At 69.8% G+C, this 24,451-nt stretch carries 23 protein-coding genes and 1 tRNA gene; 15 read left to right on the forward strand and 9 right to left on the reverse strand.

The features are described 5' to 3' along the window. Window positions 1-53: 53 nt before the first annotated feature. A complete protein-coding gene (locus QNO11_RS06375; protein WP_257509905.1) occupies window positions 54-1,886 on the forward strand; it encodes a DEAD/DEAH box helicase in 1,833 nt (610 codons plus the stop codon). 123 nt (window positions 1,887-2,009) lie between these two features. Then, entirely contained in the window at window positions 2,010-3,110 is a 1,101-nt protein-coding gene (locus QNO11_RS06380) for a VIT1/CCC1 transporter family protein (RefSeq protein WP_257509904.1), read from the forward strand. Between the two features lie 210 nt (window positions 3,111-3,320). Here the strand turns inward: QNO11_RS06380 and QNO11_RS06385 are convergent. Next, window positions 3,321-3,404: transfer RNA gene (locus QNO11_RS06385), tRNA-Leu, on the reverse strand. 107 nt (window positions 3,405-3,511) lie between these two features. Between QNO11_RS06385 and QNO11_RS06390 the strand changes: the two genes are divergently transcribed. Then, window positions 3,512-4,813 carry a M20/M25/M40 family metallo-hydrolase gene (locus tag QNO11_RS06390; RefSeq protein ID WP_257509903.1) on the forward strand — a complete coding sequence of 434 codons (1,302 nt, stop codon included), beginning with the start codon at window positions 3,512-3,514 and terminating at the stop codon, window positions 4,811-4,813. Window positions 4,814-4,835: 22 nt separating this feature from the next. Continuing rightward, entirely contained in the window at window positions 4,836-5,660 is an 825-nt protein-coding gene (locus QNO11_RS06395) for an undecaprenyl-diphosphate phosphatase (RefSeq protein ID WP_257509902.1), read from the forward strand. 21 nt (window positions 5,661-5,681) lie between these two features. Here the strand turns inward: QNO11_RS06395 and QNO11_RS06400 are convergent, their stop codons facing one another. Further along, entirely contained in the window at window positions 5,682-6,554 is an 873-nt protein-coding gene (locus tag QNO11_RS06400; RefSeq protein ID WP_257509901.1) for a PAC2 family protein, read from the reverse strand. Between the two features lie 83 nt (window positions 6,555-6,637). On the opposite strand from QNO11_RS06400, the gene QNO11_RS06405 reads away from it, so the two are divergent. From QNO11_RS06405 to lnt, 9 genes are all read left to right on the forward strand, one after another. Beyond that, window positions 6,638-7,324: an HAD family hydrolase gene (locus QNO11_RS06405; RefSeq protein ID WP_257509900.1), complete on the forward strand. Its 687-nt coding sequence runs from the start codon at window positions 6,638-6,640 to the stop codon at window positions 7,322-7,324. Then, window positions 7,321-8,337, forward strand: a complete 1,017-nt coding sequence (locus QNO11_RS06410; protein ID WP_257509899.1) for a tRNA (adenine-N1)-methyltransferase — start codon at window positions 7,321-7,323, stop codon at window positions 8,335-8,337. The genes QNO11_RS06405 and QNO11_RS06410 overlap by 4 nt, the downstream gene beginning before the upstream one ends. 9 nt (window positions 8,338-8,346) lie before the next feature. Then, window positions 8,347-9,279: an FKBP-type peptidyl-prolyl cis-trans isomerase gene (locus tag QNO11_RS06415; protein ID WP_257509898.1), complete on the forward strand. Its 933-nt coding sequence runs from the start codon at window positions 8,347-8,349 to the stop codon at window positions 9,277-9,279. A 5-nt stretch (window positions 9,280-9,284) separates the two neighbouring features. Further along, window positions 9,285-10,295, forward strand: a complete 1,011-nt coding sequence (locus QNO11_RS06420; protein WP_257509897.1) for a helix-turn-helix transcriptional regulator — start codon at window positions 9,285-9,287, stop codon at window positions 10,293-10,295. Further along, window positions 10,292-11,251, forward strand: coding sequence for a helix-turn-helix transcriptional regulator (locus QNO11_RS06425; protein ID WP_257509896.1), 960 nt, complete (start codon window positions 10,292-10,294; stop codon window positions 11,249-11,251). Before QNO11_RS06420 ends, QNO11_RS06425 begins: the two co-directional genes overlap by 4 nt. Before the next feature lie 57 nt (window positions 11,252-11,308). Then, on the forward strand, window positions 11,309-11,581 hold the full coding sequence (gene tatA, locus QNO11_RS06430) for a twin-arginine translocase TatA/TatE family subunit (protein ID WP_257509895.1): 273 nt from the start codon (window positions 11,309-11,311) through the stop codon (window positions 11,579-11,581). 66 nt (window positions 11,582-11,647) lie between these two features. Further along, a complete protein-coding gene (gene tatC, locus QNO11_RS06435; RefSeq protein WP_257509954.1) occupies window positions 11,648-12,406 on the forward strand; it encodes a twin-arginine translocase subunit TatC in 759 nt (252 codons plus the stop codon). Beyond that, on the forward strand, window positions 12,403-14,889 hold the full coding sequence (locus QNO11_RS06440; RefSeq protein ID WP_257509894.1) for a DEAD/DEAH box helicase: 2,487 nt from the start codon (window positions 12,403-12,405) through the stop codon (window positions 14,887-14,889). Before tatC ends, QNO11_RS06440 begins: the two co-directional genes overlap by 4 nt. Next, complete coding sequence (lnt, locus tag QNO11_RS06445; RefSeq protein ID WP_257509893.1) at window positions 14,886-16,490, forward strand: apolipoprotein N-acyltransferase; 1,605 nt, start codon at window positions 14,886-14,888, stop codon at window positions 16,488-16,490. The genes QNO11_RS06440 and lnt overlap by 4 nt, the downstream gene beginning before the upstream one ends. A 4-nt stretch (window positions 16,491-16,494) precedes the next feature. On the opposite strand, the gene QNO11_RS06450 is transcribed toward lnt, so the two are convergent. The 4 genes from QNO11_RS06450 to QNO11_RS06465 form a co-directional block, all read right to left on the reverse strand. Then, a complete protein-coding gene (locus QNO11_RS06450; protein ID WP_257509892.1) occupies window positions 16,495-16,875 on the reverse strand; it encodes an RNA polymerase-binding protein RbpA in 381 nt (126 codons plus the stop codon). Between the two features lie 117 nt (window positions 16,876-16,992). After that, complete coding sequence (locus tag QNO11_RS06455) at window positions 16,993-17,769, reverse strand: glycerophosphodiester phosphodiesterase family protein (RefSeq protein WP_257509891.1); 777 nt, start codon at window positions 17,767-17,769, stop codon at window positions 16,993-16,995. Continuing rightward, window positions 17,766-18,704 (reverse strand): SPFH domain-containing protein, encoded by a 939-nt coding sequence (locus tag QNO11_RS06460; protein ID WP_257509890.1) that lies wholly within the window; start codon window positions 18,702-18,704, stop codon window positions 17,766-17,768. Before QNO11_RS06460 ends, QNO11_RS06455 begins: the two co-directional genes overlap by 4 nt. Continuing rightward, window positions 18,697-19,182: an NfeD family protein gene (locus tag QNO11_RS06465; RefSeq protein WP_257509889.1), complete on the reverse strand. Its 486-nt coding sequence runs from the start codon at window positions 19,180-19,182 to the stop codon at window positions 18,697-18,699. Before QNO11_RS06465 ends, QNO11_RS06460 begins: the two co-directional genes overlap by 8 nt. Window positions 19,183-19,304: 122 nt before the next feature. Between QNO11_RS06465 and QNO11_RS06470 the strand changes: the two genes are divergently transcribed. Together QNO11_RS06470 and QNO11_RS06475 are read left to right on the forward strand one after the other, a co-directional pair. Beyond that, on the forward strand, window positions 19,305-20,069 hold the full coding sequence (locus QNO11_RS06470) for an SDR family oxidoreductase (protein WP_257509888.1): 765 nt from the start codon (window positions 19,305-19,307) through the stop codon (window positions 20,067-20,069). A gap of 4 nt (window positions 20,070-20,073) precedes the next feature. Continuing rightward, window positions 20,074-22,062: a S9 family peptidase gene (locus QNO11_RS06475; protein WP_257509887.1), complete on the forward strand. Its 1,989-nt coding sequence runs from the start codon at window positions 20,074-20,076 to the stop codon at window positions 22,060-22,062. A gap of 50 nt (window positions 22,063-22,112) precedes the next feature. Here QNO11_RS06475 and QNO11_RS06480 read toward each other — a convergent pair whose 3' ends face one another. From QNO11_RS06480 to QNO11_RS06490, 3 genes are all read right to left on the reverse strand, one after another. Further along, window positions 22,113-22,661, reverse strand: a complete 549-nt coding sequence (locus tag QNO11_RS06480) for a DUF308 domain-containing protein (protein ID WP_257509886.1) — start codon at window positions 22,659-22,661, stop codon at window positions 22,113-22,115. A gap of 90 nt (window positions 22,662-22,751) precedes the next feature. Beyond that, window positions 22,752-23,672, reverse strand: a complete 921-nt coding sequence (locus tag QNO11_RS06485; RefSeq protein WP_257509885.1) for an AEC family transporter — start codon at window positions 23,670-23,672, stop codon at window positions 22,752-22,754. Between the two features lie 33 nt (window positions 23,673-23,705). Further along, the gene (locus QNO11_RS06490; protein WP_257509884.1) at window positions 23,706-24,290 is read right to left on the reverse strand and encodes a DUF3267 domain-containing protein; all 585 of its coding nucleotides are present in this window, start codon (window positions 24,288-24,290) and stop codon (window positions 23,706-23,708) included. Between the last annotated feature and the right edge of the window lie 161 nt (window positions 24,291-24,451).

The raw sequence follows: 24,451 nt of genomic DNA on the forward strand, positions 1-24,451 counted from the left end.
TTGTGACCGACTCCGAGGCTAGCCCCTCAGTGACTGACTTAGGCTGGTCCGTCGTGGATGAGCAGCAGCAGGAGCATTTCGGCAGTTTCGCTGCCGAGCACCTCTCGCCATCCTTCCCACAGCGCGCACCGTGGGGCACAGCCCAGCGCCTGCGGGCCTGGCAGGCTGAAGCGCTCGACCAGTACTTCGCCATGGACGGCCCCGATGGCGTCGGCGGCGGACCCCGCGATTTCCTCGCGGCGGCGACGCCGGGCGCTGGAAAGACGACCTTCGCCCTGAGACTTGCCACCGAATTGCTGCGGCGGCGCATCATCGACCGCATCGTCGTGGTGGCGCCCACCGAGCACCTGAAGACCCAGTGGGCGGATGCCGCGGCGCGCGTGTCCATCCGCCTCGACCCGAACTTCAGCAACCGTCACGTCGCCCCGGCCCGGCACTACCACGGCGTCGCGGTGACGTACGCGCAGGTCGCGGTGAAGTCCTCCGTGCACCAGCGCCTGACCGAGGACGCGCGCACCCTGGTGATCCTCGACGAGGTGCACCACGGCGGTGACGCCCTCAGCTGGGGGGAGGCGCTGCGGGAGTCGTACCACCGCGCCACGCGCCGGCTGCTGCTGTCCGGTACGCCGTTCCGCAGCGACACCGCGCCCATTCCATTCGTGGAATATCACCCGAACTCCAAAGGCATCCGTCTCTCCCGCACCGACTACAACTACGGCTATGGGCGGGCGCTTGCCGACGGTGTCGTGCGTCCGGTGCTGTTCCTGGTCTATGCCGGGCAGATGCGCTGGCGTACCAAGGCCGGCGACGAGTACGAAGCCCACCTCGGGCAGGACAACACCAAGGACATCAACTCGCAGGCCTGGCGTACCGCGCTGGATCCGCAGGGCGACTGGATCCCCGCAGTCCTGCGCAGCGCCGACCGGCGGCTGAGCGAAGTGCGCCAGGAGGTGCCCGACGCCGGTGGCCTGGTCATCGCGACCGACCAGACCGCCGCCCGGGCGTATGCGGCGATCCTGCGGGACATCACGGGAGAGCCGACCACCGTCGTGCTCTCGGACGACCCCGCGGCATCCGGTCGAATCGAAGAGTTCGGCAACAGCACGTCGCGGTGGATGGTGGCGGTGCGCATGGTGTCGGAAGGCGTCGACGTGCCGCGGCTCGCGGTGGGCGTGTATGCCACCAGCGCCTCCACGCCGCTGTTCTTCGCCCAGGCCATCGGGCGCTTCGTGCGCGCTCGCCGCCGCGGCGAGTCGGCCAGCGTGTTCCTGCCCAACGTGCCGCCGCTGCTGGCCCTCGCGAACGAGCTCGAGCGCGAGCGCGACCACGCCCTGGACCGCGAATCCGGCGACGACGACGGCCTCGAAGACACGCTGCTGGCCGAGGCCGAGCGCGATGACAAGGCATCCGATTCGCTCACCGAGGAGTTCACCTTCCAGGCGCTCGGATCGGTGGCGCACTTCGACCGGGTGCTGTTCGACGGCAAGGAGTTCGGACAGCTCGCCGTGCCAGGCACTCCCGAAGAGGAGGAGTTCCTGGGGCTGCCGGGGTTGCTCGAGCCCGAACACGTCCATGAGCTGCTGATGCAGCGGCAGGCCCGGCAGTCGCGGCACCGCAAGACCCGTGAGGCGGGTGAGGCGAAGGTCGCGGATGCCACGGGCACGGATGTCGCCACGACGCTGCCGCCGGCGCTGCACCGCACGCTCAAGGAGCAGCGGCAGTTGCTGAACAGTCTCGTCGGCGTCTATGCGCGCCAGAGCGGGGAGCCGCACGGCGCGGTGCACGCCGAACTGCGGCGGCTGTGCGGCGGTCCGGCCGTCTCGCACGCGACGGTGGCCCAGCTGCAGGCGCGCATCGAGCTGTTGCGTCGCCGCGTTCATTCGTAGGCGCGCGCCGCGCGGCATCCGTTCGGAACCCCGAAATGCTGGCAATCGTCGCGTTGCGCCGCTCGCGGCCAGCCGGCGTCACTACCGTGTAGAAGTCCCTGACCCCACCCGACCGGAGGCCCGATGAGCGCGCCCGTCCCCGCGCCGACCCCTCCGACGCCACGGGTACGCCGCCGGTGGGCGCAGTACCTCGTCGACGAACGGGCCGAGGCGCACGTGTACCGCACGCTGGCTGCCCGCCGATCGGGGGAGGAGCGCGAGATCCTGCTGGCCCTGGCCGAGGCCGAGGGGCGCCACGAGGCGCACTGGGTGCAGCTGCTGGGCGGCGAGCCGGCCCGACTGCCGCGGCCGAGCCTTGATACCCGGATGCTCGGCTGGATGGCCCGCCGGTTCGGCCTGATCTTCGTGCTCGCGCTCGCGCAGAACGCCGAGGGGCGGTCGCCGTACGACAACGAGCCGGATGCCACGCCCGCGATGGTGGCCGACGAGAAGGTGCACCACGAGGTGGTGCGGGGGCTCGCGGCCCGCGGTCGCCGGCGGCTGTCGGGAACCTTCCGCGCCGCGGTGTTCGGCGCCAACGACGGCCTGGTGTCGAACCTGGCGCTCGTGATGGGCATCGGGGCGACCGGTGTCGGGGCGCAGTTCGTGCTGTTCAGCGGGGTGGCGGGGCTCCTCGCCGGGGCACTGTCGATGGCGGCGGGGGAGTTCGTCTCGGTCCGGTCGCAGCGGGAGATGCTGGCGGCCACCGGGCCCAGCGACTACGTCGACGCCGCGCTGCCCGATCTCGACCTCGACGCCAACGAGGTGGCCCTGGTGTACCGGGCGCGGGGGATGAGCGCGGCCGACGCACTGGAGCGGGCGCGCCGGGTGGTGTCGGCCGCGCAGGCCGCCGACCGATCCGTGCCGTACCGGCGTCCGGTCGAAGCCGTCGATGAGGATGAGGCCGTCGGCGGCGCCTGGGGTGCGGCGCTGTCCAGCTTCTTGTTCTTCGCCTCCGGTGCCGTGATCCCGGTGCTGCCCTGGCTGTTCGGCCTCGATGGGACGGTGGCGATCGTACTGGCGCTCGTGCTCGTCGGCATCGCGCTCATGGTCACCGGCGCGATGGTCGGGGTGCTCTCCGGCGGGCCGCCGCTGCGCCGCGCGCTGCGTCAGCTGGCGATCGGCCTCGGCGCCGCGGCGATCACGTACCTGCTGGGCCTCGCGTTCGGCGTCACACTGGGCTGACCCTCCCCGGGGGACCGATACGCGCCCCAAACCGGTGATGCCGGTGGCTCGGGGACCGATACGCGCCCCAAACCCCGGATGCCGGTGGTTCGGGGAACGATACGCGCCCCAAACCGGGGTGGGTACGGCCGGGGATGCGGGGAAGCGGCACGACGAACGTGACCACCGGGGCACGAAAAAGGCCCCCTTTCGGGGGCCTTTTCCGTTCTGTGCGCGAGGGGGGACTTGAACCCCCACGCCCTTTCGGGCACTAGCACCTCAAGCTAGCGCGTCTACCTATTCCGCCACCCGCGCATGGGTGAAATCGCTTGCGCAACCGAGGGTCGAGCCTAGCATGATCGCAACGCATGTTCGAACCAGCGCGGCACGGCGGGCCGCCGCGGCACCGGTAGCGTAGTCGCATGCCCGAGACCGATGCCGACCTTCCCGAGGTCGTGCGCCTGGCCCGCGATCTGATCCGCTTCGACACCACCAACTTCGGTGGCGGCAATGCCCGCGGCGAGCGCGAAGCAGCCGAATACGTCGGCGCCTACCTCGAGAGCCTGGGTCTTGAGCCCGAGTACTTCGAGCCGATCCCGCGCCGCACGAACGTCACTGCGCGGGTGCCGGGCCGTGACCGCGACAAGCCCGCCCTCGTGCTGCACGGCCACCTCGACGTGGTTCCCGCGATCGCAGCGGACTGGAGCGTCGACCCGTTCGCCGGTGAGATCCGTGACGGCATGCTGTGGGGGCGCGGGGCGGTGGACATGAAGGACATGGATGCCATGATCCTCAGCTCCGTCGGCGAACTGCTGCGCGCCGGCGAGCAGCCGGCGCGCGACGTGATCGTGACGTTCTTCGCCGACGAGGAGAACGGCGGCGTGGAGGGCTCGGCTCTGGTCGTCCGCGACCAGCCGGAGTGGTTCGCCGGCGCGACCGAGGCCATCAGCGAGGTCGGCGGGTACTCGATTGCCGCCGGCGACCGCCGCGCGTACCTGCTGCAGACGGGGGAGAAGGCCCTGATCTGGATCCGGCTGCGCGCCCGGGGCCGCGCCGGCCACGGCAGCCGCCTGCACCCAGACAACGCCGTCACCCGCCTTGCCGAGGCCGTCGCGGCACTCGGGCGCACCGAGTGGCCGCTGGCGATGACCGAGACCTCACGCCAGCTCGTCGAGGGACTCGCCGCCCTCGTCGACGGCGACACGCGGCATCCGGATGCCGTCGCCGACCGGTTCGGGCCCGCCGCGGGGTTCCTCCGCTCGACGCTGCGGACCACCACGAACCCCACCGGGCTGACCGCCGGCTACAAGCACAACGTCATCCCCGACACCGCCGAGGCGCTCATCGACGTGCGCACGATCCCCGGCACCGAAGACGCCGTGCTCGCCGATATCGCCGCGATCGTCGGGTCCGACGTCGAGATCGAGGTGGTCCACCGCGACATCGGCCTGGAAGTGCCGTTCGAAGGTTCGCTCGTGGACGCGATGGTCGCCGCCCTCGGCCGGCACGATCCCGGGGTCCCGGTCATCCCGTACCTGATGGGCGGCGGCACCGACAACAAGGCGCTCGCGTACCTCGGCATCGCCGGCTTCGGCTTCGCCCCGTTGCGCCTTCCCGCCGAGCTCGATTTCACCGGTATGTTCCACGGGGTCGATGAACGAGTCCCGCTGGACGCCCTCGTATTCGGGCAGGCCGTCCTCACCGACCTGCTCCGCAGCTACTGACGCAGTCACCCGAAAGGCGCGCATGCATTTCTTCGAGGCGATCATCCTGGGTCTCGTCCAGGGTCTGACCGAATTCCTCCCTGTTTCCTCCAGCGCACACCTGCGCATTCTGGGCGAGTTCCTCCCCGGGGCCGAGGACCCGGGCGCGGCGTTCACCGCGATCACCCAGATCGGCACCGAGGCTGCCGTCGTGGTGTTCTTCTGGCGCGACATCGTGCGGATCATCACGCAGTGGTTCCGCTCGCTCACCGGCAAGGCGCCCCGCAACGACCCCGACGCCCGCATGGGGTGGCTCATCATCATCGGCAGCATCCCGATCGTGGTGCTGGGGCTGCTGTTCCAGGATCAGATCGAGACGGTGTTCCGCTCGCTGTGGCTGGTCGCCACCATGCTCATCGTGTTCGGCATCCTGCTGGGGATCGCCGACATCGTCGGTGCCAAGCGTCGTGCGCTGAAGGACATCACCTACCCCCACGGCGTGGCTTTCGGCTTCGCGCAGGCCCTGTCCCTCGTCCCCGGCGTCTCCCGCTCGGGCGGCACGATCACGATGGGCCTGTTCCTCGGCTACGAACGCGCCGCCGCCGCCCGTTACGCGTTCCTGCTGGCCATCCCGGCCGTCTTCGGCAGTGGGTTCTTCCAGCTGTTCAAGAGCTGGGACGAGCAGGGTCCGTTCACCCTTCCGGAGACCCTTGTCGCCACCGTCATCGCGTTCGCCGTGGCGCTGGCGGTCATCGCGTTCTTCATGCGGTGGATCTCCAAGAACAGCTTCCTGCCGTTCGTGATCTACCGCGTCGCGCTCGGTACGGTGCTGCTCGTGCTGCTGTCGATGGGCGTGCTCCAGCCCTGACGCCGGGGCGAGCCGCCCGCCTCAGCGGCGCGGCGGCTCGTCGCGGCCGGGCTTGGTGGGGCCTTCGCCGCTGCCACGGCGACGCAGGTACTTCTCGAACTCCTGCGCGATCGCATCTCCCGATGCCTCCGGCGAGTCCCACGTGTCGCGGGTGCGCTCGAGCTGACGGATGTACTCCGTCATCTCCTCGTCCTCCGCAGCCGCAGCGTCGATGGATGCCTCCCACGCGGCGGCCTCCGTCGCGAGCGCCGCGCGGGGCACGCGGGCGCCGGTGAGGTCCTCGAGCTTGTCCAGCAGCGCGAGCGTCGCCTTGGGCGATGGTGTGTGACCGGCGACGTAGTGGGGCACGCTCGCCCAGAGGGAGGCGGCGGGGATGCCGGCGGCATCCGCTGCCTGATCGATGACGCTCAGGATGCCGACGGGTCCTTCGTAGGTGGACTTCTCCAGCTCGAGCTTGGTGCGCAGTTCCTCGTTGTGGCTGCCGGCGAACACCGAGATGGGGCGGGTGTGCGGCACGTCCGACATCATCGAGCCGAGCGAGACCATCCCGGTGATGTCCTCGCGCAGCGCGACGTCGATGATCTCGCTGGCGAAGGCCTGCCAGGCGCGCGCCGGCTCGACGCCGGTGAGCAGCCACAGCTGCGTGCCGCGCGCGCGACGCGAGGGGCGCCAGAGCGTCGTTTCGGGCCAGCGCAGCACGCGACGGCCCTCGGCGTCGAGGCTGATCTGCGGCCGCGTGTACTGGTAGTCGAAGTACAGTTCGGGGTCGACGGAGAAGACCGGCTCGTACGAGCCCTCTTCGCGTAACAGCGTGGCAGCGGCCGATGCGGCCTCGCCGGCATCGTTCCAGCCGTCGAACGCGGCCACCAGTACGCGTCGTCCTAGTCCCTCCACACGACTCCCTTCGTCCCCCCAAGGATAGGCCGCGTGCCGCCGGCGCGGGCGGGTGGCGCGGCACGCGCCGGTACGATAGGGAGGTGACAGCCCCCGCTCCAACCCTTCGTGCCGTGCTGTGGGATATGGACGGCACCCTGGTCGACACCGAGCAGTACTGGATGGCCGCCGAGACACCGTTGGTGCAAAGCTACGGGGGCACCTGGTCGCACGAGCAGGCACTGACGCTCGTCGGGCTGGGCCTGCACGACTCCGCCCGCATCCTGCAGGACGCCGGCGTGCGCATGCACGAGGATGCCATCGTCGATCACCTCACCGGTCAGGTGATGGACCAGCTGCGCGAACGGGGCAACCCCTTCCGCCCCGGCGCCCAGGAGCTGCTGGTGAGCCTGCGCGCGGCCGGGGTGAAGACCGGGCTGGTGACGATGTCGCTGCGGCGCATGGCTGAGACGGTGGTGTCGCAGATGCCGTTCGACGCATTCGACGTCATCATCGCCGGCGACGACGCCACCCGGCCCAAGCCGTTCCCCGACCCGTACCTGCAGGCCTGCGAACTGCTCGGGATCAGCCCCGACGAGGCCGTCGCGATCGAGGACTCGCCCAACGGGCTGCGATCGGCGATCGCCTCCGGGGCGACGACGATCGGCGTGCCCCTCATGGTTTCGCTCACCGGCGTCGGCGCTCACGCGCTGTGGCCGACGCTGGAGGGCCGCACCGTCGCGGATCTCATGGCGCTTCATGCCGACCACCGCGCAAAGGAGGCGCGATGAGCGTCGATCTCACCCGACCCACCGGCCCGTTCCGCTACGGCGACCGGGTGCAGCTGACCGGACCGAAGGGGCGTCTGCACACGATCACCCTGCGTGAGGGCGGCGAGCTGCACACCCACCACGGCGTGCTGCGTCACGCGCAGCTGGTGGACCTTCCCGACGGCTCGGTCGTCACCGGCAGTGGCGGGCACGAGTACCTCGCGCTACGGCCGCTGCTGCGCGACTTCGTCATGTCCATGCCCCGGGGCGCGGCGATCGTGTACCCGAAGGATGCCGCGCAGATCCTCGCGTCGGCCGACATCTTCCCCGGCGCGACCGTCGTCGAAGCCGGCGTCGGGTCGGGTGCGCTGTCGCTCTGGCTGCTGCGGGCGATCGGCAGCACCGGGCATCTGGTGTCGTTCGAGCGCCGCGAGGAGTTCGCCGACGTGGCCAAGGCCAATGTGGAGACCTTCCTCGGGGCACCGCCTGCCAACTGGGACGTCGTCGTCGGCGACCTGGTCGCCGCGCTTCCCGAGGCGGTGCAACCCGCATCCGTCGACCGTGTCGTGCTCGACATGCTTGCCCCCTGGGAGTGCATCGACGCGGTGGCCGACGCACTGACGCCTGGTGGCGTGGTGCTGTGCTACGTCGCGACTGCGACCCAGCTGAGCCGCGTTGCGGAGTACATCCGCGGCACCGGGCTGTACACCGAACCCGAGGCGAACGAGACGATGGTGCGCGGCTGGCACGTCGAGGGACTCGCCGTACGCCCCGACCACCGCATGGTCGCCCACACCGGGTTCCTGATCACCGCGCGTCGCCTCGCTCCGGGCGCAGTGCCGCCGGACGTGCGCAAGCGGGCGCTCAAGAAGCCGTCGTACGCCGATGTGGACGTCGAGCTGTGGACGCCCGGTGCGGTCGGTGACCGTGAGATCACCGACAAGAACCTGCGCAAGCGCGTGCGTGAGGCCCAGCGTGCCGTCGACGGCGCGCGCATCGCGGCATCGACCGAGACGGACGCCGCCACCGATTAGGCTGTACCGGTGCGCAGGATTCCCGCCATCGCCGCCGTCATCGGCTTGTCCACTCTCGCCCTCGTCGGCTGTACGCCCGCTTCCAGCGGAGCGTCGTGTGATCGCGCTGCCTCCGACGCGTCGGTGCTCGACCTGATCACGGTGTCGGGCGACACCGTGGAGCTGTCCGCACCGGTACACGCCGACGACACGGTGTTCCAGGACATCACCGTCGGCGAGGGCCCCACGGTCACCTCTCAAGCGCAGGATGTCGTGTTCGACATCACGATCGCCAGCGGCACAACGGGGGAGACGCTCGTGCAGAGCGGCACCCAGGTGGCGCCGGTCTCGCAGTGGGCCGAGTTCTACGACGGCATCGCCCAGATGCTCGACTGTGCCACCGAGGGTTCGCTCATCGTCGGCGCGATCGCGCCGGACGACCTCGCGCCCGAAGCCGCGCAGAGCCTGGGGCTGCAGGAGGGCGATTCCGCGGTCTTCGTCATCGACCTGCAGAAGGTGTACCTCGGCAAGGCCGACGGCGCCGATCAGTACAACGATCGCCGTGGCATGCCCAGCGTGGTCCTGGCCCCCGACGGCACCCCCGGCGTCATCGTCCCTGACGCCGAGGCGCCGGACGAGCTCGTCGTGCAGGTTCTCAAGAAGGGCGACGGCGAGGTCGTCACCGGCGACCAGCCGGTGCGCGTGCACTACACCGGCGTCACCTGGGACGAGCGTGAGGTCTTCGATTCCACATGGGAGACGGGCACCTCCGCCGCGCTGTCGCTGGACCAGGTCGTTCCCGGATTCGCCGCCGCACTGGAAGGGCAGACCGTCGGGTCGCAGATCCTCGCGGTGATCCCGCCGGACCAGGCGTACGGCGATGCCGGGCAAGGCGCCGTCCCTCCGGGAGCGACCCTCGTGTTCGTGATCGACATCCTCGGTCTCGACGAGGTCGCGGAGTAGCACCCTTGGCCGCCCCGTCGAGCCGCAGCGCACCCGAGGAGCGCCTGGTCAACCTGCTCGTCGCGCTGATGGCGACCGACCAGGGGCTGACCAAGGAGACGATCCTCGCGTCGGTTGCGGGCTACCGGGAGCACGCCGAAGCCGGTGCGTCCAAGGACGCGCTGGAGAAGATGTTCGAGCGCGACAAGGAGAGCCTGCGGGGCCTGGGCGTGCCGATCGAGACGATCGGCGACTACGCCGACCCGGACGACCTGCGCGAAGCCCGCTACCGCGTGCCGAACGACGAGTACGGCCTGCCCGAGGACATCTCCTTCACCCCCGCCGAACTCGCCGTGCTGGCAGTTGCTGGGGGAGTGTGGAGCGAAAGCTCGCTGTCGGCGGAAGCACGCAGCGGGCTGCGCAAGATCCGCGCGCTCGGCAACGACGTCGACGAGCCCATCCTCGGCTTCTCACCGCGGCTGAGTGTGCGAACGCCCGCGTTCGCGCCGCTGCAGCGCGCGATGGAGCAGACGCGGGTGGTGTCGTTCCCGTACCTGAAACCGGGGGAGGAGCGCCCGCGCGTGCGTCGCATCCGCCCGCTGGCGCTGGTGGACTACGAATCGCGCTGGCACGTCCACGGCTTCGACCTCGATCAGGGCGCCGAGCGCACGTTCCTCCTGTCCCGCATCGTCGGCGACGTGACCCTCACTCGCGAGAGCTTCGACCCGGCGCTGCGCGACGGTGCCGGGGAGCGCGCCGTGGCCGGTCTGGACGATGTGGCCGCCCGGCAGTGCGCCCTGCTGGAGGTCCACCCCGGCACCGAGGCGTCGCTGCGGCTGCGCCGACGCGCGCAGCCGGCCGAACAGGGGATCCTCGTGCCCTACGTCGACGTCCACGTGTTCTCCGACGAACTGGCCTCCTACGGACCCGAGGTTCGCGTGGTGGAACCCGCCGTGCTGCGCGACGAGGTGATCCGCCGACTGAAGGCGACGCTCGCCCTGCATGCGGATGCCATCGCCGACGGAGTCTCGGCATGAACGCCCGGCCGATGCACGCCACCGAGCGGGCGGCGCTCATCCTGCAGCTGGTGCCATACCTGATCGGCAAGGGCGAGGTGTCGGTCGCGGAGGCGGCGGACGAGTTCGAGGTCACCCCCGACCAGATGCGCGACATGGTGCAGAAGCTCACCGTCATCGGGCGCCCCGGCGACGGCGGCTTCTGGCAGCTGCCCCACGATCTGTTCGACATCGACTGGGACCTGCTGGACGAGCGCGACATCATCGTCATCACCAACACCGTGGGACTCGAGCGGGCCCCTCGGCTCACCGCTCGTGAGGCCGCCGCGCTGCTGGCGGGTCTGCAGCTGGCGGCCACGCTCCCCGGCGTCGGCGACAACGGGGTCGTGCAGTCCCTGCTGACCAAACTCGCCCGCGGCGCGGCGAGCGTGCCGGCCGACGTGATCGTCGCCCCCGGTCCCGTCGACGACGTGCGCGTGACCGTGGCGGATGCCCTGCGCCGCGGCGTGGCCGTGTCGTTCACCTATCAAGCTCCGGATGCCACGCCCACCACCCGCACTGTCGATCCTGCCAAGGTGCACATCGCCGACGGTCAGTGGTACCTGCAGGGATGGTGTCATATGCGCCAGGCGATGCGCACGTTCCACCTCGAGCGGGTCAGCGACGTCACCCTCACCGAGATCCCCATCACGCACGGCGGCGATCCGGTGCCCGAGCTGTTCGAACCGAACCCCACCGAGGTCGTCGCGCGCATCCGCTATCCGCACCACACCGCGCCGCTGCTGGGCGATTACCTGACGCGGGCCGAGATCGTCGCCGAGCGCGACCGTGAGACGGCGACCATGCGGGTGGCGGACGACCAGAGCCTCAAGCGGGTCGCGGCGCGCCTGGGCGGCGAAGTCGAGGTGCTCGCCCCCGCCGGTGCGCGCCGCGCGACCGCCGCGTGGGCAGCCGCGGGACTCGCGCAATACCGCTGAGGCTTGCCCCGGGGTACCGGGTTAGACTGTTTCGAACCCCAATCCGAGGAGACTTCCATGGGCAACGCATTCGGATGGCCGCATCTGCTGATCATCCTCGCGGTCATTCTCCTGCTGTTCGGCGCGGCGAAGCTTCCCGCACTGGCCAAGAGCGTCGGCCAGTCGGCCCGAGTTTTCAAGGGCGAGATGAAGGCGATGAAGGACGAGGACGTCCCTCCTGCCAGCACGCCGCCGACCGTCGTCACGCCGCCGACCATCGGCATAGCGAACTCGACCGCCTCCACGACGGCTCCGGACAGCGTGAGCGGGCCCTCCGAACCAAAGCCGTAGCCCGACGTGGCCACGGCCGAGCAGCAGCGGGTGGATGAGCCCGACCCGCCCCGTCGCGAGAAACGGATGTCCCTCGGCGCGCACCTGCTGGAGTTGCGCCGTCGTCTGATGATCGCCGCCGCGGCGCTGGTCGTGGCGATGGTCGTCGCGTTCATCGTGACCGACCCCGTGATCGACTGGATCACCGGTCCGATCGAGCAGATCGCCGCACAGCGAGGCGACGACTTCTCCGCGCTCAACTTCGGCACCGTGACTTCCGCGTTCGACCTGCGGATGCGCATCGCCTTCTCGATCGGGCTGTTCCTGTCCGCACCGGTGTGGCTGTGGCAGATCTGGGCGTTCATCATGCCCGGGCTCACCCGCAAGGAGATCCGGTACACCGTCGGTTTCGTCGCCGCCGCCATTCCGCTCTTCTTCGCGGGCTGCTACGTCGGCATGTTGGTCGTCCCGCACGTGATCGAGGTGATGTGGTCGTTCACGCCCGACGGCGCGGTGAACTTCTACAACGCCGCGGAGTACTACGACTTCGTCTTCAAACTGATGATCGTCATCGGCATCTCGTTCGTGCTGCCGGTGTTCCTGGTGGCGATGAACCTCGCCGGCATCATGTCGGGCCGGGCGATCCTGAAAGGCTGGCGCGCCGCTGTGCTCATCGCCACGATCTTCGCCGCGGTCGCGACGCCCGCGGCGGATGCCGTCAGCATGCTGTTGCTCGCCGGCATCCTCGTCGTCCTGTTCTTCGCGGCAGCGGGTTTGTCGATGCTGTTCGACCGACGACGCAGCAAGCGTGATGCGGCGCTGCTGCAGCCGGGGTCCGCCCTGTGAGTGCACCCAGCCCGGCGGACCGGTACACCGCGGCCTCCGAAGCGCGCCGGCATCCGTTGACCGCCGACTTCGCCGAGCAGCAGCGGTTCACGCTCGACTCGTTCCAGATCGCCGGATGCCACGCCCTCGAGGATGGTCGCAGCGTACTGGTGGCCGCACCCACCGGTGCGGGCAAGACGATCGTCGGCGAGTTCGCCGTTCACCTGGCGATGCGCGAACCCGGGGTGAAGGCGTTCTACACGACGCCGATGAAGGCGCTGTCGAACCAGAAGTTCCGTGAGCTGCAGGAGGTCTACGGCGTCGACGAAGTGGGCCTGCTCACCGGCGACACCAACATCAACGGCAATGCACGGGTCGTGGTGATGACCACCGAGGTGCTGCGCAACATGCTGTACGCCGTCTCGCCGGCGCTGCGGGGGCTGCGCTATGTCGTCATGGACGAAGTGCACTACCTGGCCGATCGGTTCCGCGGCGCGGTGTGGGAAGAGGTCATCATCCACCTGCCGCCGAGCGTGCGGCTGGTGTCGCTGTCGGCGACGGTGTCCAACGCCGAGGAGTTCGGCGATTGGCTCGACACCGTGCGCGGCGACACCGAGGTGATCGTCTCCGAGATCCGGCCGGTGCCGCTGGAGCAGCACATGCTGGTGCGCGGCGACCTGCTGCCGCTGTTCGACGACCGCGCCGGCATCGCCACCGCCCAGGTCAACCAGGAGCTCATGCGCATCCGGTCGGTCAAGGGAGCGACGTTCGAGAACAATCGTCGCGCCCAGGGCATGAACAGCGCCCGCCACGGCGGCTACGAGTCGACTCACCGCCGCCCGCAGCGCGGCGGCAGACGCCCGGTGCGCCCCAGCAACGTCGAGCGGGTGGAGCGGCTTGACCGACCCCAGGTGGTGCAGCTGCTGCAGCGGGCCAACCTGCTGCCGGCGATCTTCTTCATCTTCAGCCGCGCGGGCTGTGACGGCGCCGTGCAGCAGGTGCGCCGTTCGGGGCTGCAGCTGACCGACGCCGACGAACGGGCCGAGATCCGCCGCATCGTCGAGGAGCGCACCGCCGCGCTGAACGACGAAGACCTCGGCGTGCTGGGGTTCTGGGAGTGGCGCGAGAACCTGGAACGGGGCATCGCCGCCCACCATGCCGGGCTCCTGCCGGCGTTCAAGGAGGTCGTCGAGGAGCTGTTCCGGCGCAAGCTGGTCAAGGCCGTCTTCGCCACCGAGACGCTGGCGCTGGGCATCAACATGCCCGCCCGCACCGTCGTGCTGGAAAAGCTCGAGAAGTTCAACGGCGAGGCCCGCGTAGCCATCACGTCGGGGGAGTACACGCAGCTCACCGGCCGGGCCGGACGGCGCGGCATCGACGTCGAGGGTCACGCGGTGATCCAGTGGACCGAGAGCGTGGACCCGCAGGCGGTCGCCGCGCTCGCCTCCCGGCGCACCTATCCGCTCAACTCCAGCTTCCGCCCCACGTACAACATGGCCGTGAACCTCATCGACCGGTTCGGTCGCGCCCGGGCACGCGAGATCCTGGAATCCTCGTTCGCGCAGTTCCAGGCAGACCGGTCTGTCGTAGGCCTGGCCCGCCAGGTGCGCGAGGCCGAGGAATCCCTCGCCGGCTACCGCAAGGCGCAGACCTGCGACCGCGGCGACTTCGTGGAGTACGCGGGGCTGCGCCGTGAGCTCACCGACCTCGAGAAGCTCAACCGCGCAGACCGCACCGCGCCGGCCAAGCTGCGTCGCCAGCGTCAGCAGGAGATGGAGTCGCTGCGCCGCCGCATGCAGCATCACCCCTGCCACAGCTGCCCCGACCGTGAGCACCACGCCCGGTGGGGGGAGCGCTACTTCAAGCTCAAGCGGCGTACCGACAAGCTGCGCCGGGAGATCGAGACGCGCACCGGCACCGTCGCGCGGGTGTTCGACCGGGTTGTGGACGTGCTCACCGCGCTGGACTACGTCGCGGTCGACGACGACGGGCGCACGACGCTCACCGCCGCCGGGCGCACGATGCGCCGTATCTACGGCGAACGCGATCTGCTGGTGGCCGAAGCGCTGCGCCGCGGCATCTGGAAGAACCTGGATGCCGCATCGCTCGCAGCCCTGGCTTGCTGCCTCGTCTACGAACCGCGCCGCGACTCGGAGGGGCCGGGGGAGTACGGCCTGCCCAGAGGGGCGTTCCGCACCGCGCTCACCGAGACGCAGCTGCTGTGGGCACAGCTGGACGACCTGGAGCGTGACCACCACCTCCCCGGCAGTGAACCGGTGGCCACCGGGCTGGCGCAGGCGATGCACACCTGGGCGCGCGGCGGGATGCTCGACCGCGTACTGACAGAGGCGGACCTCGCCGCCGGCGACTTCGTGCGCTGGGCCAAGCAGACCATCGACCTGCTCGACCAGCTGTCGCTCGTCGCGGACGGCCCCGTCGCCGCCACCGCCCGCAAAGCCCTCGACGCCGTGCGACGCGGCATCGTCGCGTACAGCGGCGTATGAACCGCACCGCCGCGTGCGCCCCGCTGCCGCGCCCGCTGGTGCCCCTGTGGGTGGCACTGCTGGCGGCGCTCGTCGGCGGCCCGGTACTGGATCTCGCCTATCCGGATGTGGGCTGGTGGCCGCTGGCATTCGTCGGCATCGCGTTCGCGTTGGTCTCGCTCATCGGCCGCTCCGGCGGGGGAGCGCTTCTGGTGGGCGCGGTGTTCGGCGCCTCCTTCTTCTTCACGCACATCGTGTGGATCACCCGTTACCTCGGCGCGATTCCGTGGTTCGCCCTCGCCGGGCTGCAGACGCTGCTCTGGGCGGTCGGGTCCCTGCTCATCGCGTTGGCCTACCGGTGGATGCCGCAGGTGCTGGGCGGCACCTGGGGGCGGCTGCTCGCGCTTCCGGCCCTCGTGGCGGGGCTGTGGACCGCTCGAGAGCTGTTCATGGGTTCCTGGCCCTATACCGGCTTCCCCTGGGCGCGCTTGGGGATGAGTCAGTCCGAGAGCCCGCTGGCGCATCTGGCGTCGTGGACGGGCGTGGCCGGGCTCACCTTCGTGATGGTGTTCGCCACCGCCGCCGCGATCGAATGGGCGCGGCTGGGGCGCTGGCGCACCTGGCAGACGGCCCTTCCCACCGTGGTCGCCCTCGCGGTGCTGCTGCTGACCCCCGCGTTCCCCACGACACCCGCCGGGTCGCTGCGGGTGGGCGCGGTGCAGGGCAACGGCCCGGCGGCGTATTTCGACGAGCGGGAGGCGTACGACGTCTTCCAGTCGCAGCTGGATGCCACCGAACCGCTGCTGGACGAGGACCTCGACGTGCTGCTGTGGCCCGAGGGCGGCATCGACGCCGACCCGCTGCAGAACGAATCGGTCGCCAGGACGCTGGACCGCCTCGCCGAGACGATCGACGCGCCGCTCATCGTCAACGCGGCCACCACCCGCGACGAGGCGGGCTACAACACCTCGATGCTGTGGGAGCCGGGCGCCGACAACCCGGTGGCGCTGCACGACAAGCGCGTCCCGGTGCCGATGGGCGAGTACGTGCCCGACCGCTGGTTCTTCGAGGCGATCGTGCCGGACCTGGTGGGGCTCATCCAGCGCGAGTACACCCCGGGCACCAACCCGCCGGTGTTCGACGTCGACGGGATCGATGTGGGCCTGGCGATCTGCTTCGACGTCATCTACGACGACGTCATCTGGGAGGGCGCCCGTGACGGCGCCGAGGTCTACATGCTGCAGACCAACAACGCCGACTTCCGCGACACCGACGAGAACCTGCAGCAGCTCGCCTTCGCGCGGATGCGCGCGATCGAGACGGGTCGCTCGGTGGTGAACCTGTCGACGGTCGGCACCAGTCAGGTGATCGCGCCCGACGGCGCGGTGATCGACGCACTGCCCGCAGGCGAGGCCGGCGCCATGCTCACCGACGTTCCGCTGCGCACCGGGCTGACGCCCGCGGTCATCGTGGGCGCGACGGTGAAACTGATTCTCGGCTGGGGCAGCATCCTGGCGCTGGCCCTCGTCGCCGGAGCGCACCTGGCGCGGCGGCGTCGAGCCGAGCGTGCAACAACGACGACGCCGGCCCCCGAAGGGACCGGCGTCGTCGAATCCGATTGAGTCGTCAGGCGCTCTTCTTCGCCGTCACGTCCTGGCTGGTGCCGCGTCGCTCACGGATGAATGACAGACGCTCCTCGAGCAGCTCTTCGAGCTCGGGAAGCGTACGCCGCTCCAGCAGCATGTCCCAGTGCGTGCGCGGGATCTTGTCGCCGCTGTGATCGACCTCGACGGTCTTGTCGCCGACGCGCAATACCGCCTCGGCCCCGCAGGTGCGGCACTCCCAGGTCTGGGGCGCTTCAGCATCGACCGCGAACGGCAGGCTGGTCTCCTTGCCACACTCGGTGCACACGTACGTGTGGGTAGTGCGCTCATGAAATACGACGCCGTCCTCGCTCTGTAGGCTGGACGCGCCGAGTCGGATGCCGCGCAAGCTGCGGTCTGCCATTGTGTGGTCCTCTCGTCGCCTGTTCAGGTATAGCGCTGCGACCTGTGCGCATACTCCGAACGAGCCCCGCGTGGGTGGCATTCACAGCCGATCCCCAGCCCCACCGAAGGGGCGCCCTCAGCGACGTTTGGCGACCTCTCGCAGCGCCACATCGGCCCGGTCGGTGACCAGACCATCGACCCCGAGATCGAGCAGCCGTGCCATGTGCAGCGGGTCGTTCACCGTCCACACATGCACCTCGACGCCGCACGCATGCGCCGCGTCGATCAGGCGGGGCGAGACGATCCGCACCGCCCCCTGCCGTTCCGGCACCTGCAGCGCGTCCACGCCCGCCAGCGCGCGGCGCACCAGCGGCCGCGACCGCATCGCCATCGCCGACACCACCCGCCCGATTGTCGCTGTTCCCGCAGACGTGGCGGGCCGCATGCCGCGACCGAACCTGTCGGCGGCCTCCAGCGCCGTCCGGCGACGCACGTCGGAGAAGCTCGCCAGCAGCACCCGCTCGGCGTGCGGCGCGACGATCCGGCCCACCGGTACGGCGGCGGCCTCTGACTTGATGTCGAGGTTGAACCGCACGTCGGGGAACGCCTCCAGCGCCTGCCGCAGCGAGATGAGACCTCCGATGCCGGCCATCAGTCGTTCCAGCTCGGCCAGCGGCACCCGCGACACCGGGCGCGGGTCGCCGATCACCCGGGACAGATCGGCGTCGTGGAACAGCACCACCTCGCCGTCGGCGGTGAGGTGGCAGTCCGACTCGATGTACGCGGCGCCCGCGGCGTGGGCAGCGGCAACGGCGGCGAAGCTGTTCTCGGCGATACCGTCGGCGTCGGCAGGGATGAGACCGCGATGGGCCAGCACACGCGGCGACGGCCGCTCGAACCACGGGTGTATCACGGGGCGGTGGGTCCGGGTCGGCCGGGCGTGGCATCCGTCGCCTTCGGCCCGAACGCGCTGCTGACGCCCTTGAGGGCCTCGGTGAACTCGCTCGGGATGATCCACAGTTTGCTCGATGCGCTCTCGCTGATCTTCGGCAGGGTCTGCAGGTACTGGTAGGCGAGGAGCTTGTCGTCCGGGTTGCCCTTGTGGATCGCACGGAACACGGTCTCGATCGCCTCGGCCTCGCCCTGCGCCCGCAGTACCGCGGCCTGCTTGTCGCCCTCGGCCCTGAGGATCTCCGCCTGTCGCCGGCCCTCGGCCTCGAGGATCTGCGACTGCTTGGAGCCCTCCGCAGTGAGGATGACCGCGCGACGGTCTCGCTCGGCGCGCATCTGCTTCTCCATGGAGTCCTGGATCGAGTGCGGCGGGTCGATCGCCTTCAGCTCGACGCGCGACACCCGGATGCCCCACTTGCCGGTGGCCTCATCCAGCACGATGCGCAGCTGGCCGTTGATCTCATCGCGGCTGGTCAGCGCCTCCTCGAGGTTGAGTCCGCCGACGACGTTGCGCAGCGTCGTCGTGGTCAGCTGCTCGACGGCACCGAGGTAGTTGGCGATCTCATAGGTGGCCGCGCGGGCGTCGGTGACCTGGAAGTACACCACGGTGTCGATCGAGACCACGAGGTTGTCCTCGGTGATCACCGGCTGCGGCGGAAACGACACCACCTGTTCGCGCATGTCCACCAGAGGCCGCACCCGGTCGATGAACGGCACGAGCAGGTTCAGCCCGGGGTTGAGGGTGCGCAGATACCGGCCGAGGCGTTCGACGACACCGGCGTAGGCCTGCGGGATGATGCGGATGGAGCGGAAGATCACCACGATCACGAAGATCGCGAGCACCACCAGCAGAACGATCACGAAGATCTGTCCGACGAACGCGCCGACGTCAACCATCGTCCGACGTCCTTTCTCGAGTGGGGGAGGGGGCCACCTCGACGGCGGAGCCGAGCACGGTCACCACGTGTACGCGGTCGCCGACGACGACCGGTGCGGCGTCTGCGCTGAGGCGGGCGGTCCATGTCTCGCCGTTGTCGAGCTTGACCGAGCCGAGATCGTCCACGAACGGTGCGACGACGCGCGCGCCCATGCCGTACAGGGCATCGACGTTGGTTCGTTCGCGTTCCTTGCCGCCGTGCAGCGTCCGCAGCAGCAGCGGCCGGATCGTGAACAGCAACAGCGCCGACAGGGCTGCGGCGGCAGCGACCTGCAGCCACCAGGGGCCGCCGAGCAGGTTCACGCCGAGTCCGCCCAGCAGGGAGCCCGCGGCGAGCATGAGGAATGTGAACTCGAAGGTGAGCAGTTCGATGATCACGAACACGAGGGCGAGAGACAGCCAGGCGATCCACATGTACTGTGTGAGATCCGGCAGCATCTCGGAGCCTTTCTCGGTCGTTGACGGAACCCTAACACCGGGGCAGGCGGAGTCGTGGTTGATAGGCTCGGTGGCGCCCGGCGACGCCTGTTCCGGGCTCCCCGACCAGGAGCGCCGCCCCCATGTCACAGATCCTCCCCGCCGGCTCGCTCAGCGGAAAGACGGCTCTCGTCACCGGCTCATCCCGTGGCATCGGCGCCGACACGGTCCGCTACCTCGCCGAGGCGGGGGCGAACGTCGTGATCAACTTTCGCAACAAGGCGCCGCGCGCCGAGAAGCTCGCCGCACAGCTGCGCGAGCTGGGTGTGCAGGTCCTGGTCGTCGGTGCCGATCTGACCGACCGCGACGCCGTGCAGGCGATGTTCGCAGAGGTCCAGCGCGCCTTCGGCGGGCTGGACATCCTGGTGCTCAACGCCTCCGGCGGCATGGAGTCGGGCATGGCCGAGGACTACGCGCTGCAGCTGAACCGTGACGCCCAGGTGGGCGTGCTCGAGGCGGCGCTGCCGCTGCTGCGGCCCGGCTCGCGCGTCGTGTTCGTCACGAGCCACCAGGCGCACTTCATCCGGACGACCCCCACGATGGCCGAGTACGAGGTCGTCGCCCTGTCCAAGCGCGCCGGCGAGGACGCCCTGCGCGAGCGCATCGGTGACCTCGACGAGCGCGGCATCGAATTCGTCGTCGTCTCCGGCGACATGATCGAGGGCACCATCACGGCCACGCTGCTGGAGCGGGCGAATCCCGGTGCGATCGCGTCACGCCGCGAGTCGGCCGGCAAGCTCTACAACGTGTCCGAGTTCGCCGCGGAGGTCGCCCGTGCCGCCGTCGACGACGTGCCCGCCGACAACACCCGCCTCGTGGGCGACACCAGCTCGTTCGCGGGGGAGTGACCGGGTGCGCGCGCAGGACATCAGCGCCCTCGTCTCGGTCGGCCGCCCCGTCCTCGCGCCGGACGGCGCGTTCGCGGTGTTCGCCGTATCCCGGCCCGACCTCGACGCCAATCGCGATGTCGGCCAGCTGTGGCGCATCGACCTACCGCACGGCACGCCGCGCCGGCTGACGCGTGGCATCGCCGACTCCTCGCCGCGACTGCGGCCGGACGGTGAGGTCGTCGCCTTCCTGCGCGCTGACGGCAAGGGACGCCCGCAGATCTTCGTGGTGCGCGCCGGGGGAGGGGAGCCGGTGCAGGCCACCGACGCTCCGCTCGGCGTCGGTGGATTCGCGTGGTCGCCCGACGGCGCCACGATCGCCTTCAGCGCCCGCGTCCCCGAACGCGGTCGCTACGGATCGGTCGAGGGGTTGGATGCCACGGCGGAGGCGCCGCGACACATCACCGGCATCCGCTGGCATGCCAATGGCCTGGGCTACATCGGCGACCGGCCGTCGCAGCTGTTCGTCGTCGATGCGCCGGATGCGGACGCGGAGCCGTTCTACGCTCCCGCCGCCGCGGTGCGGCCCGAGGGCGAGGACGCGCCGAAGCCGCGGGTCGTGGCCGTGGACGCCGAACAGTTGACCCACGGCACCGCGTCCTACGGCGCCCCGGTGTTCACCGCCGATGGCGGCGAGTTGCTGGCCGTCGTGGACGAGATCGAGGATGCCGCGCGGGATCTGCGCAGCCGGGTCGTGGCGGTCACCGTCGACGGTGCAGGGTCGCGCACCGTGCTGGAGCGCGACGCGGGCCTGTCCGTCAACGAGGTGGCGGTCGCCGCCGACGGCACCGCGTTCCTGCTCGCCCACGAGGTCGGGGCCGACGGCCGTGATTTCGTCGCCCCCGGCGTGGGGCTGTGGCTGCTCGCCGGCGACGGGCTGCGACTGCTCACCGATGTGGAGAGCGTGGACCTCGGCGAGGTCGGCAGCCACATCGGCTTCGACGGCGACGACGTGCTCGTGCAGCACCGCACTCGCGGCCGGGTGCGCCTGTTGCGGGTGACGCGCGCCGGCGAGGCATCCGAAGTCCTCGGCGGGGACGTCGAGGTGATCGGGCACGCCGCGGCGGCCGGTCGCATCGTCGCCGCCGTCGCCACCCCCGCCTCGTTCGGCGAGTTGCTGCTCGTCGGCGAAGGCGAGCCGCGCACGCTCACCGACTTCGGTGCCCGCCTGCGCGAGGCGGGCATCGTGGAGCCGGTGGAGCGCACCGTCACCGGCCGCGACGGGCACCCCGTGCACGGCTGGGTCGTCACGCCCGCCGGCGACGGGCCGTTCCCGGTCATCCTGCAGATCCACGGTGGCCCGTATGCCACGTACGGCATCCACGCGTTCGACGAGATGCAGGTGCTGGTCGACGCGGGCTACGCGGTGGTCTACTGCAACCCGCGCGGGTCGGCAGGCTACGGCCGGGCGCACGGACGCAGCATTCGCCATGCCATGGGCACGGTGGATTTCACCGACGTCATCGACTTCTTCGACGGGGCTATCGCGGCGGACGTGCGCCTGGACGGCGACCGTGTCGGGGTCATGGGCGGCTCCTACGGCGGGTACCTCACCGCCTGGGTGATCGCGCACGACCACCGCTTCGCCGGTGCCATCGTGGAGCGCGGGTTCCTCGATCCCGTGGCGTTCGCCGGCACGAGCGACATCGGCTCGTTCTTCGGTGACGAGTACGTCGGCACCGATCCGCAGGCGATCGCGGCGCAGAGCCCCTTCGCGGTCGTGTCGCAGGTGCGCACGCCGACGTTCGTGCTGCACTCCGAGCTGGACTTCCGCTGCCCGCTGGAGCAAGCCACGCGGTACTACACGGCGCTGAAACGCCAGGGCACGCCGGCAGAGATGCTGGTGTTCCCGGGCGAGAATCACGAACTCACCCGCGCCGGGCAGCCGCGGCACCGGATCGAGCGGTTCGCCGCCGTGCTGGACTGGTGGGACAGGTACCTGCCGGCACGCTGACCGCACACACGAAGGGCCCCGGGATACCGGGGCCCTTCGCGGTGTGTGAGCTACTTGCCGAAAGTGAACGCGCGGATGATCTGGACGATACCCAGGACGATCGCCGAGATGCCCAGCAGCCACCAGAGCGCGACCGCGCCCCACAGCGGCGAGAACAGCAGCACGATGCCGGCGACGATGGAGAGGATCGCGAAGAAGACCGTCCATCCCTTGGTGGGGGAGTCGCCCAACGTCGAGAGCGCGACGATGCCCTCGATGATCCACATGATGCCGACCAGGACGCCGATGAAGATGCCGAACCATGCGGTTGCTGCCTGCAGGTTGATGAACGCGATGATGCCGGCGATGATGAACAGCACGCCCAGCACGATGTGCCCGACCCGCGCCCAGCCGCCCTTCTGCGCGCTGAAGATGCCGAGTCCGGCGTAGACGAGGCCGGCGGCGATCGCGTAGACCGCGACGATCGCGACGGCGACCATTGCGGTGCGTCCGGGCCAGACGAGGATGAGGATACCGAGGAGCAGGGCGAGCACGCCGCTGACTCCGAGGGCCGTGCGGATGCCGTTGAGTACCGGCCTATCGATCGATTCCGAGGTCATGGTCCGTCCTTTCTGAGGATCCCCTGTGAGGACGGCGCCATCCTAGCCCGCTTCAGTGGCGCGACAGGAGGGGGGTGGCGTGCGCGAGCGCTATCCCAGAAGGAGCATGACCAGCAGCAGTACCGGCACGCACCCCACCGTGGTGAGGAAGATCGTGTCGCGGGAGATCGTCTCGCCGACGTCGTAATGCTGGGAGTACGTGAAGATGTTCTGCGCCGTGGGAAGGGCGGCGAGCACCGTGACGATGAGGATCTCGGCGGGGGAGAGGTGGAAGACGTAGGCGGCGACCGCCCAGGCCACCAGCGGCATGGCGACGAGTTTCAATGCCGTCGCGAGCAGCACGTCGCGGCGCCGGCCGGGGGAGCCGAGCACTCGCTGTCCGTACAGCGACATGCCGTAGCTGATCAGCAGCACGGGTACGCACGCATTCGCGACGGACTGCGCGGGATCGAGGATCAGCGGGGGCAGATTCCAGCCGCTGAGCGACACGGCTACGCCGAGTACGGAGCCGACCACGATCGGGTTCGTCACGGTGCGCTGGAGGATGCGGCGGGCGGAGCGCTGCCCCGAGGTCGCGGCATCCAGAATCGCCATGGAGATCGGCGTGAACACGAGCAGCTGCAGCAGGATCACCGGAGCGGGGAACGCGGCGCTGCCCAGCAGATACAGCGACAGCGGGATGCCCATGTTGTTGGAGTTGACCTGACCGGCCGACAGTGCCGCGATCGTCGTCTCGCCCGCGGAGCGGTGCCACACGAACCGGGAGAACGCCGCCTGGATCGCGATGACCGCGACGGCGGCGATCGCCGACACCGGGAGCAGAGCGGAGAACAGCGTCTGCACGTCGGCCTGGGCGAGCACGACGAACAGCAGGAACGGCGAGAGCACGAAGAACGTGAGGCGGTTCAGCACGTGGCGACCGTGCGGCCCGAGCAGGTCGATGCGGCCGATGATGTAGCCGATGAGAATGGCGACGCCGATGACGACGAATCCGGTGGCTACATCCAACACAACTTGAGCCTAGAGGGGGCTCGGCCCGGGGGCTTACGTCCGGGGTGTGGGGACGAGGACGTGAACGACGTCCCCGTCGTCCTGGATCAGTGCCCCCGCGGGCTGCCGTGATGCCACGTACACCTCGACGAAATCCCCGGCGGATCCGGCGAAATTCAGTGTGAGGAGGATATAGACGGTCAGGCGACAATCCTGCGGCACGGTGGGCAGGGCTGCGAACAGCACCAGGCCCCACACGATGACCGGTGTCAGTGCAGCGATGACCGCCGTGCGCCTGTTCAGGTATGCGTCGGTGCCCGTGGTCAGGAAGGGAAACCGCAGGGCATACGTCGGCCTCACTCCCGTCATGAGTTGCAGCGCGACCCCGTGTGAGAGCTCATGCAGTGCCATGTAGACGAGCAACGCGAGCAAGGTGACAAGGATCGTGATCGCCGGCGGCCAGGCGGTTTCGAGGGGGAGTCGGAACAGCAGCGCGGCTCCTACCGACAGCAGCGACGTCAGGATGAATATGGTCTGTACCGCGAATGCGTACCTCTTCTGCCGGAGGCTCACCGTGTGATCTGCCTGGAAGCCCGCGGGAAGGTGCGCGGCATTCTGCGTACTTCGATTCGCGCTCATTGCGCCTCCTACAGCGCCGAATGGCGACGGCCGGGACCCGTCTTTGCCCTGATCGTAGGCGGAAATGTGGCTTATGAGAGCTTTGTTGGCGTCCTGCGACAACTCGCCTCGGCGCTGGCTGCGAAAGTTGTCTGTTCCGTGCATGCCCGGTTTGGGGCGCG

The organism is Microbacterium sp. zg-B96 (assembly GCF_030246865.1).
Lineage (GTDB): Bacteria > Actinomycetota > Actinomycetes > Actinomycetales > Microbacteriaceae > Microbacterium.

What these genes read in the sequence shown, in the direction of transcription:
- QNO11_RS06390 (WP_257509903.1), top strand. Translation starts at nt 3,512, where the DNA reads ATGCCCGAGACCGATGCCGACCTTCCCGAGGTCGTGCGCCTGGCCCGC.
- tatC (WP_257509954.1), top strand. Translation starts at nt 11,648, where the DNA reads ATGTCCCTCGGCGCGCACCTGCTGGAGTTGCGCCGTCGTCTGATGATC.
- QNO11_RS06480 (WP_257509886.1), bottom strand. Translation starts at nt 22,661, where the DNA reads ATGACCTCGGAATCGATCGATAGGCCGGTACTCAACGGCATCCGCACG.
- QNO11_RS06490 (WP_257509884.1), bottom strand. Translation starts at nt 24,290, where the DNA reads ATGAGCGCGAATCGAAGTACGCAGAATGCCGCGCACCTTCCCGCGGGC.
- QNO11_RS06380 (WP_257509904.1), top strand. Translation starts at nt 2,010, where the DNA reads ATGAGCGCGCCCGTCCCCGCGCCGACCCCTCCGACGCCACGGGTACGC.
- QNO11_RS06470 (WP_257509888.1), top strand. Translation starts at nt 19,305, where the DNA reads ATGTCACAGATCCTCCCCGCCGGCTCGCTCAGCGGAAAGACGGCTCTC.
- QNO11_RS06460 (WP_257509890.1), bottom strand. Translation starts at nt 18,704, where the DNA reads ATGGTTGACGTCGGCGCGTTCGTCGGACAGATCTTCGTGATCGTTCTG.
- QNO11_RS06395 (WP_257509902.1), top strand. Translation starts at nt 4,836, where the DNA reads ATGCATTTCTTCGAGGCGATCATCCTGGGTCTCGTCCAGGGTCTGACC.
- QNO11_RS06425 (WP_257509896.1), top strand. Translation starts at nt 10,292, where the DNA reads ATGAACGCCCGGCCGATGCACGCCACCGAGCGGGCGGCGCTCATCCTG.
- QNO11_RS06465 (WP_257509889.1), bottom strand. Translation starts at nt 19,182, where the DNA reads ATGCTGCCGGATCTCACACAGTACATGTGGATCGCCTGGCTGTCTCTC.
- lnt (WP_257509893.1), top strand. Translation starts at nt 14,886, where the DNA reads ATGAACCGCACCGCCGCGTGCGCCCCGCTGCCGCGCCCGCTGGTGCCC.
- tatA (WP_257509895.1), top strand. Translation starts at nt 11,309, where the DNA reads ATGGGCAACGCATTCGGATGGCCGCATCTGCTGATCATCCTCGCGGTC.
- QNO11_RS06450 (WP_257509892.1), bottom strand. Translation starts at nt 16,875, where the DNA reads ATGGCAGACCGCAGCTTGCGCGGCATCCGACTCGGCGCGTCCAGCCTA.
- QNO11_RS06410 (WP_257509899.1), top strand. Translation starts at nt 7,321, where the DNA reads ATGAGCGTCGATCTCACCCGACCCACCGGCCCGTTCCGCTACGGCGAC.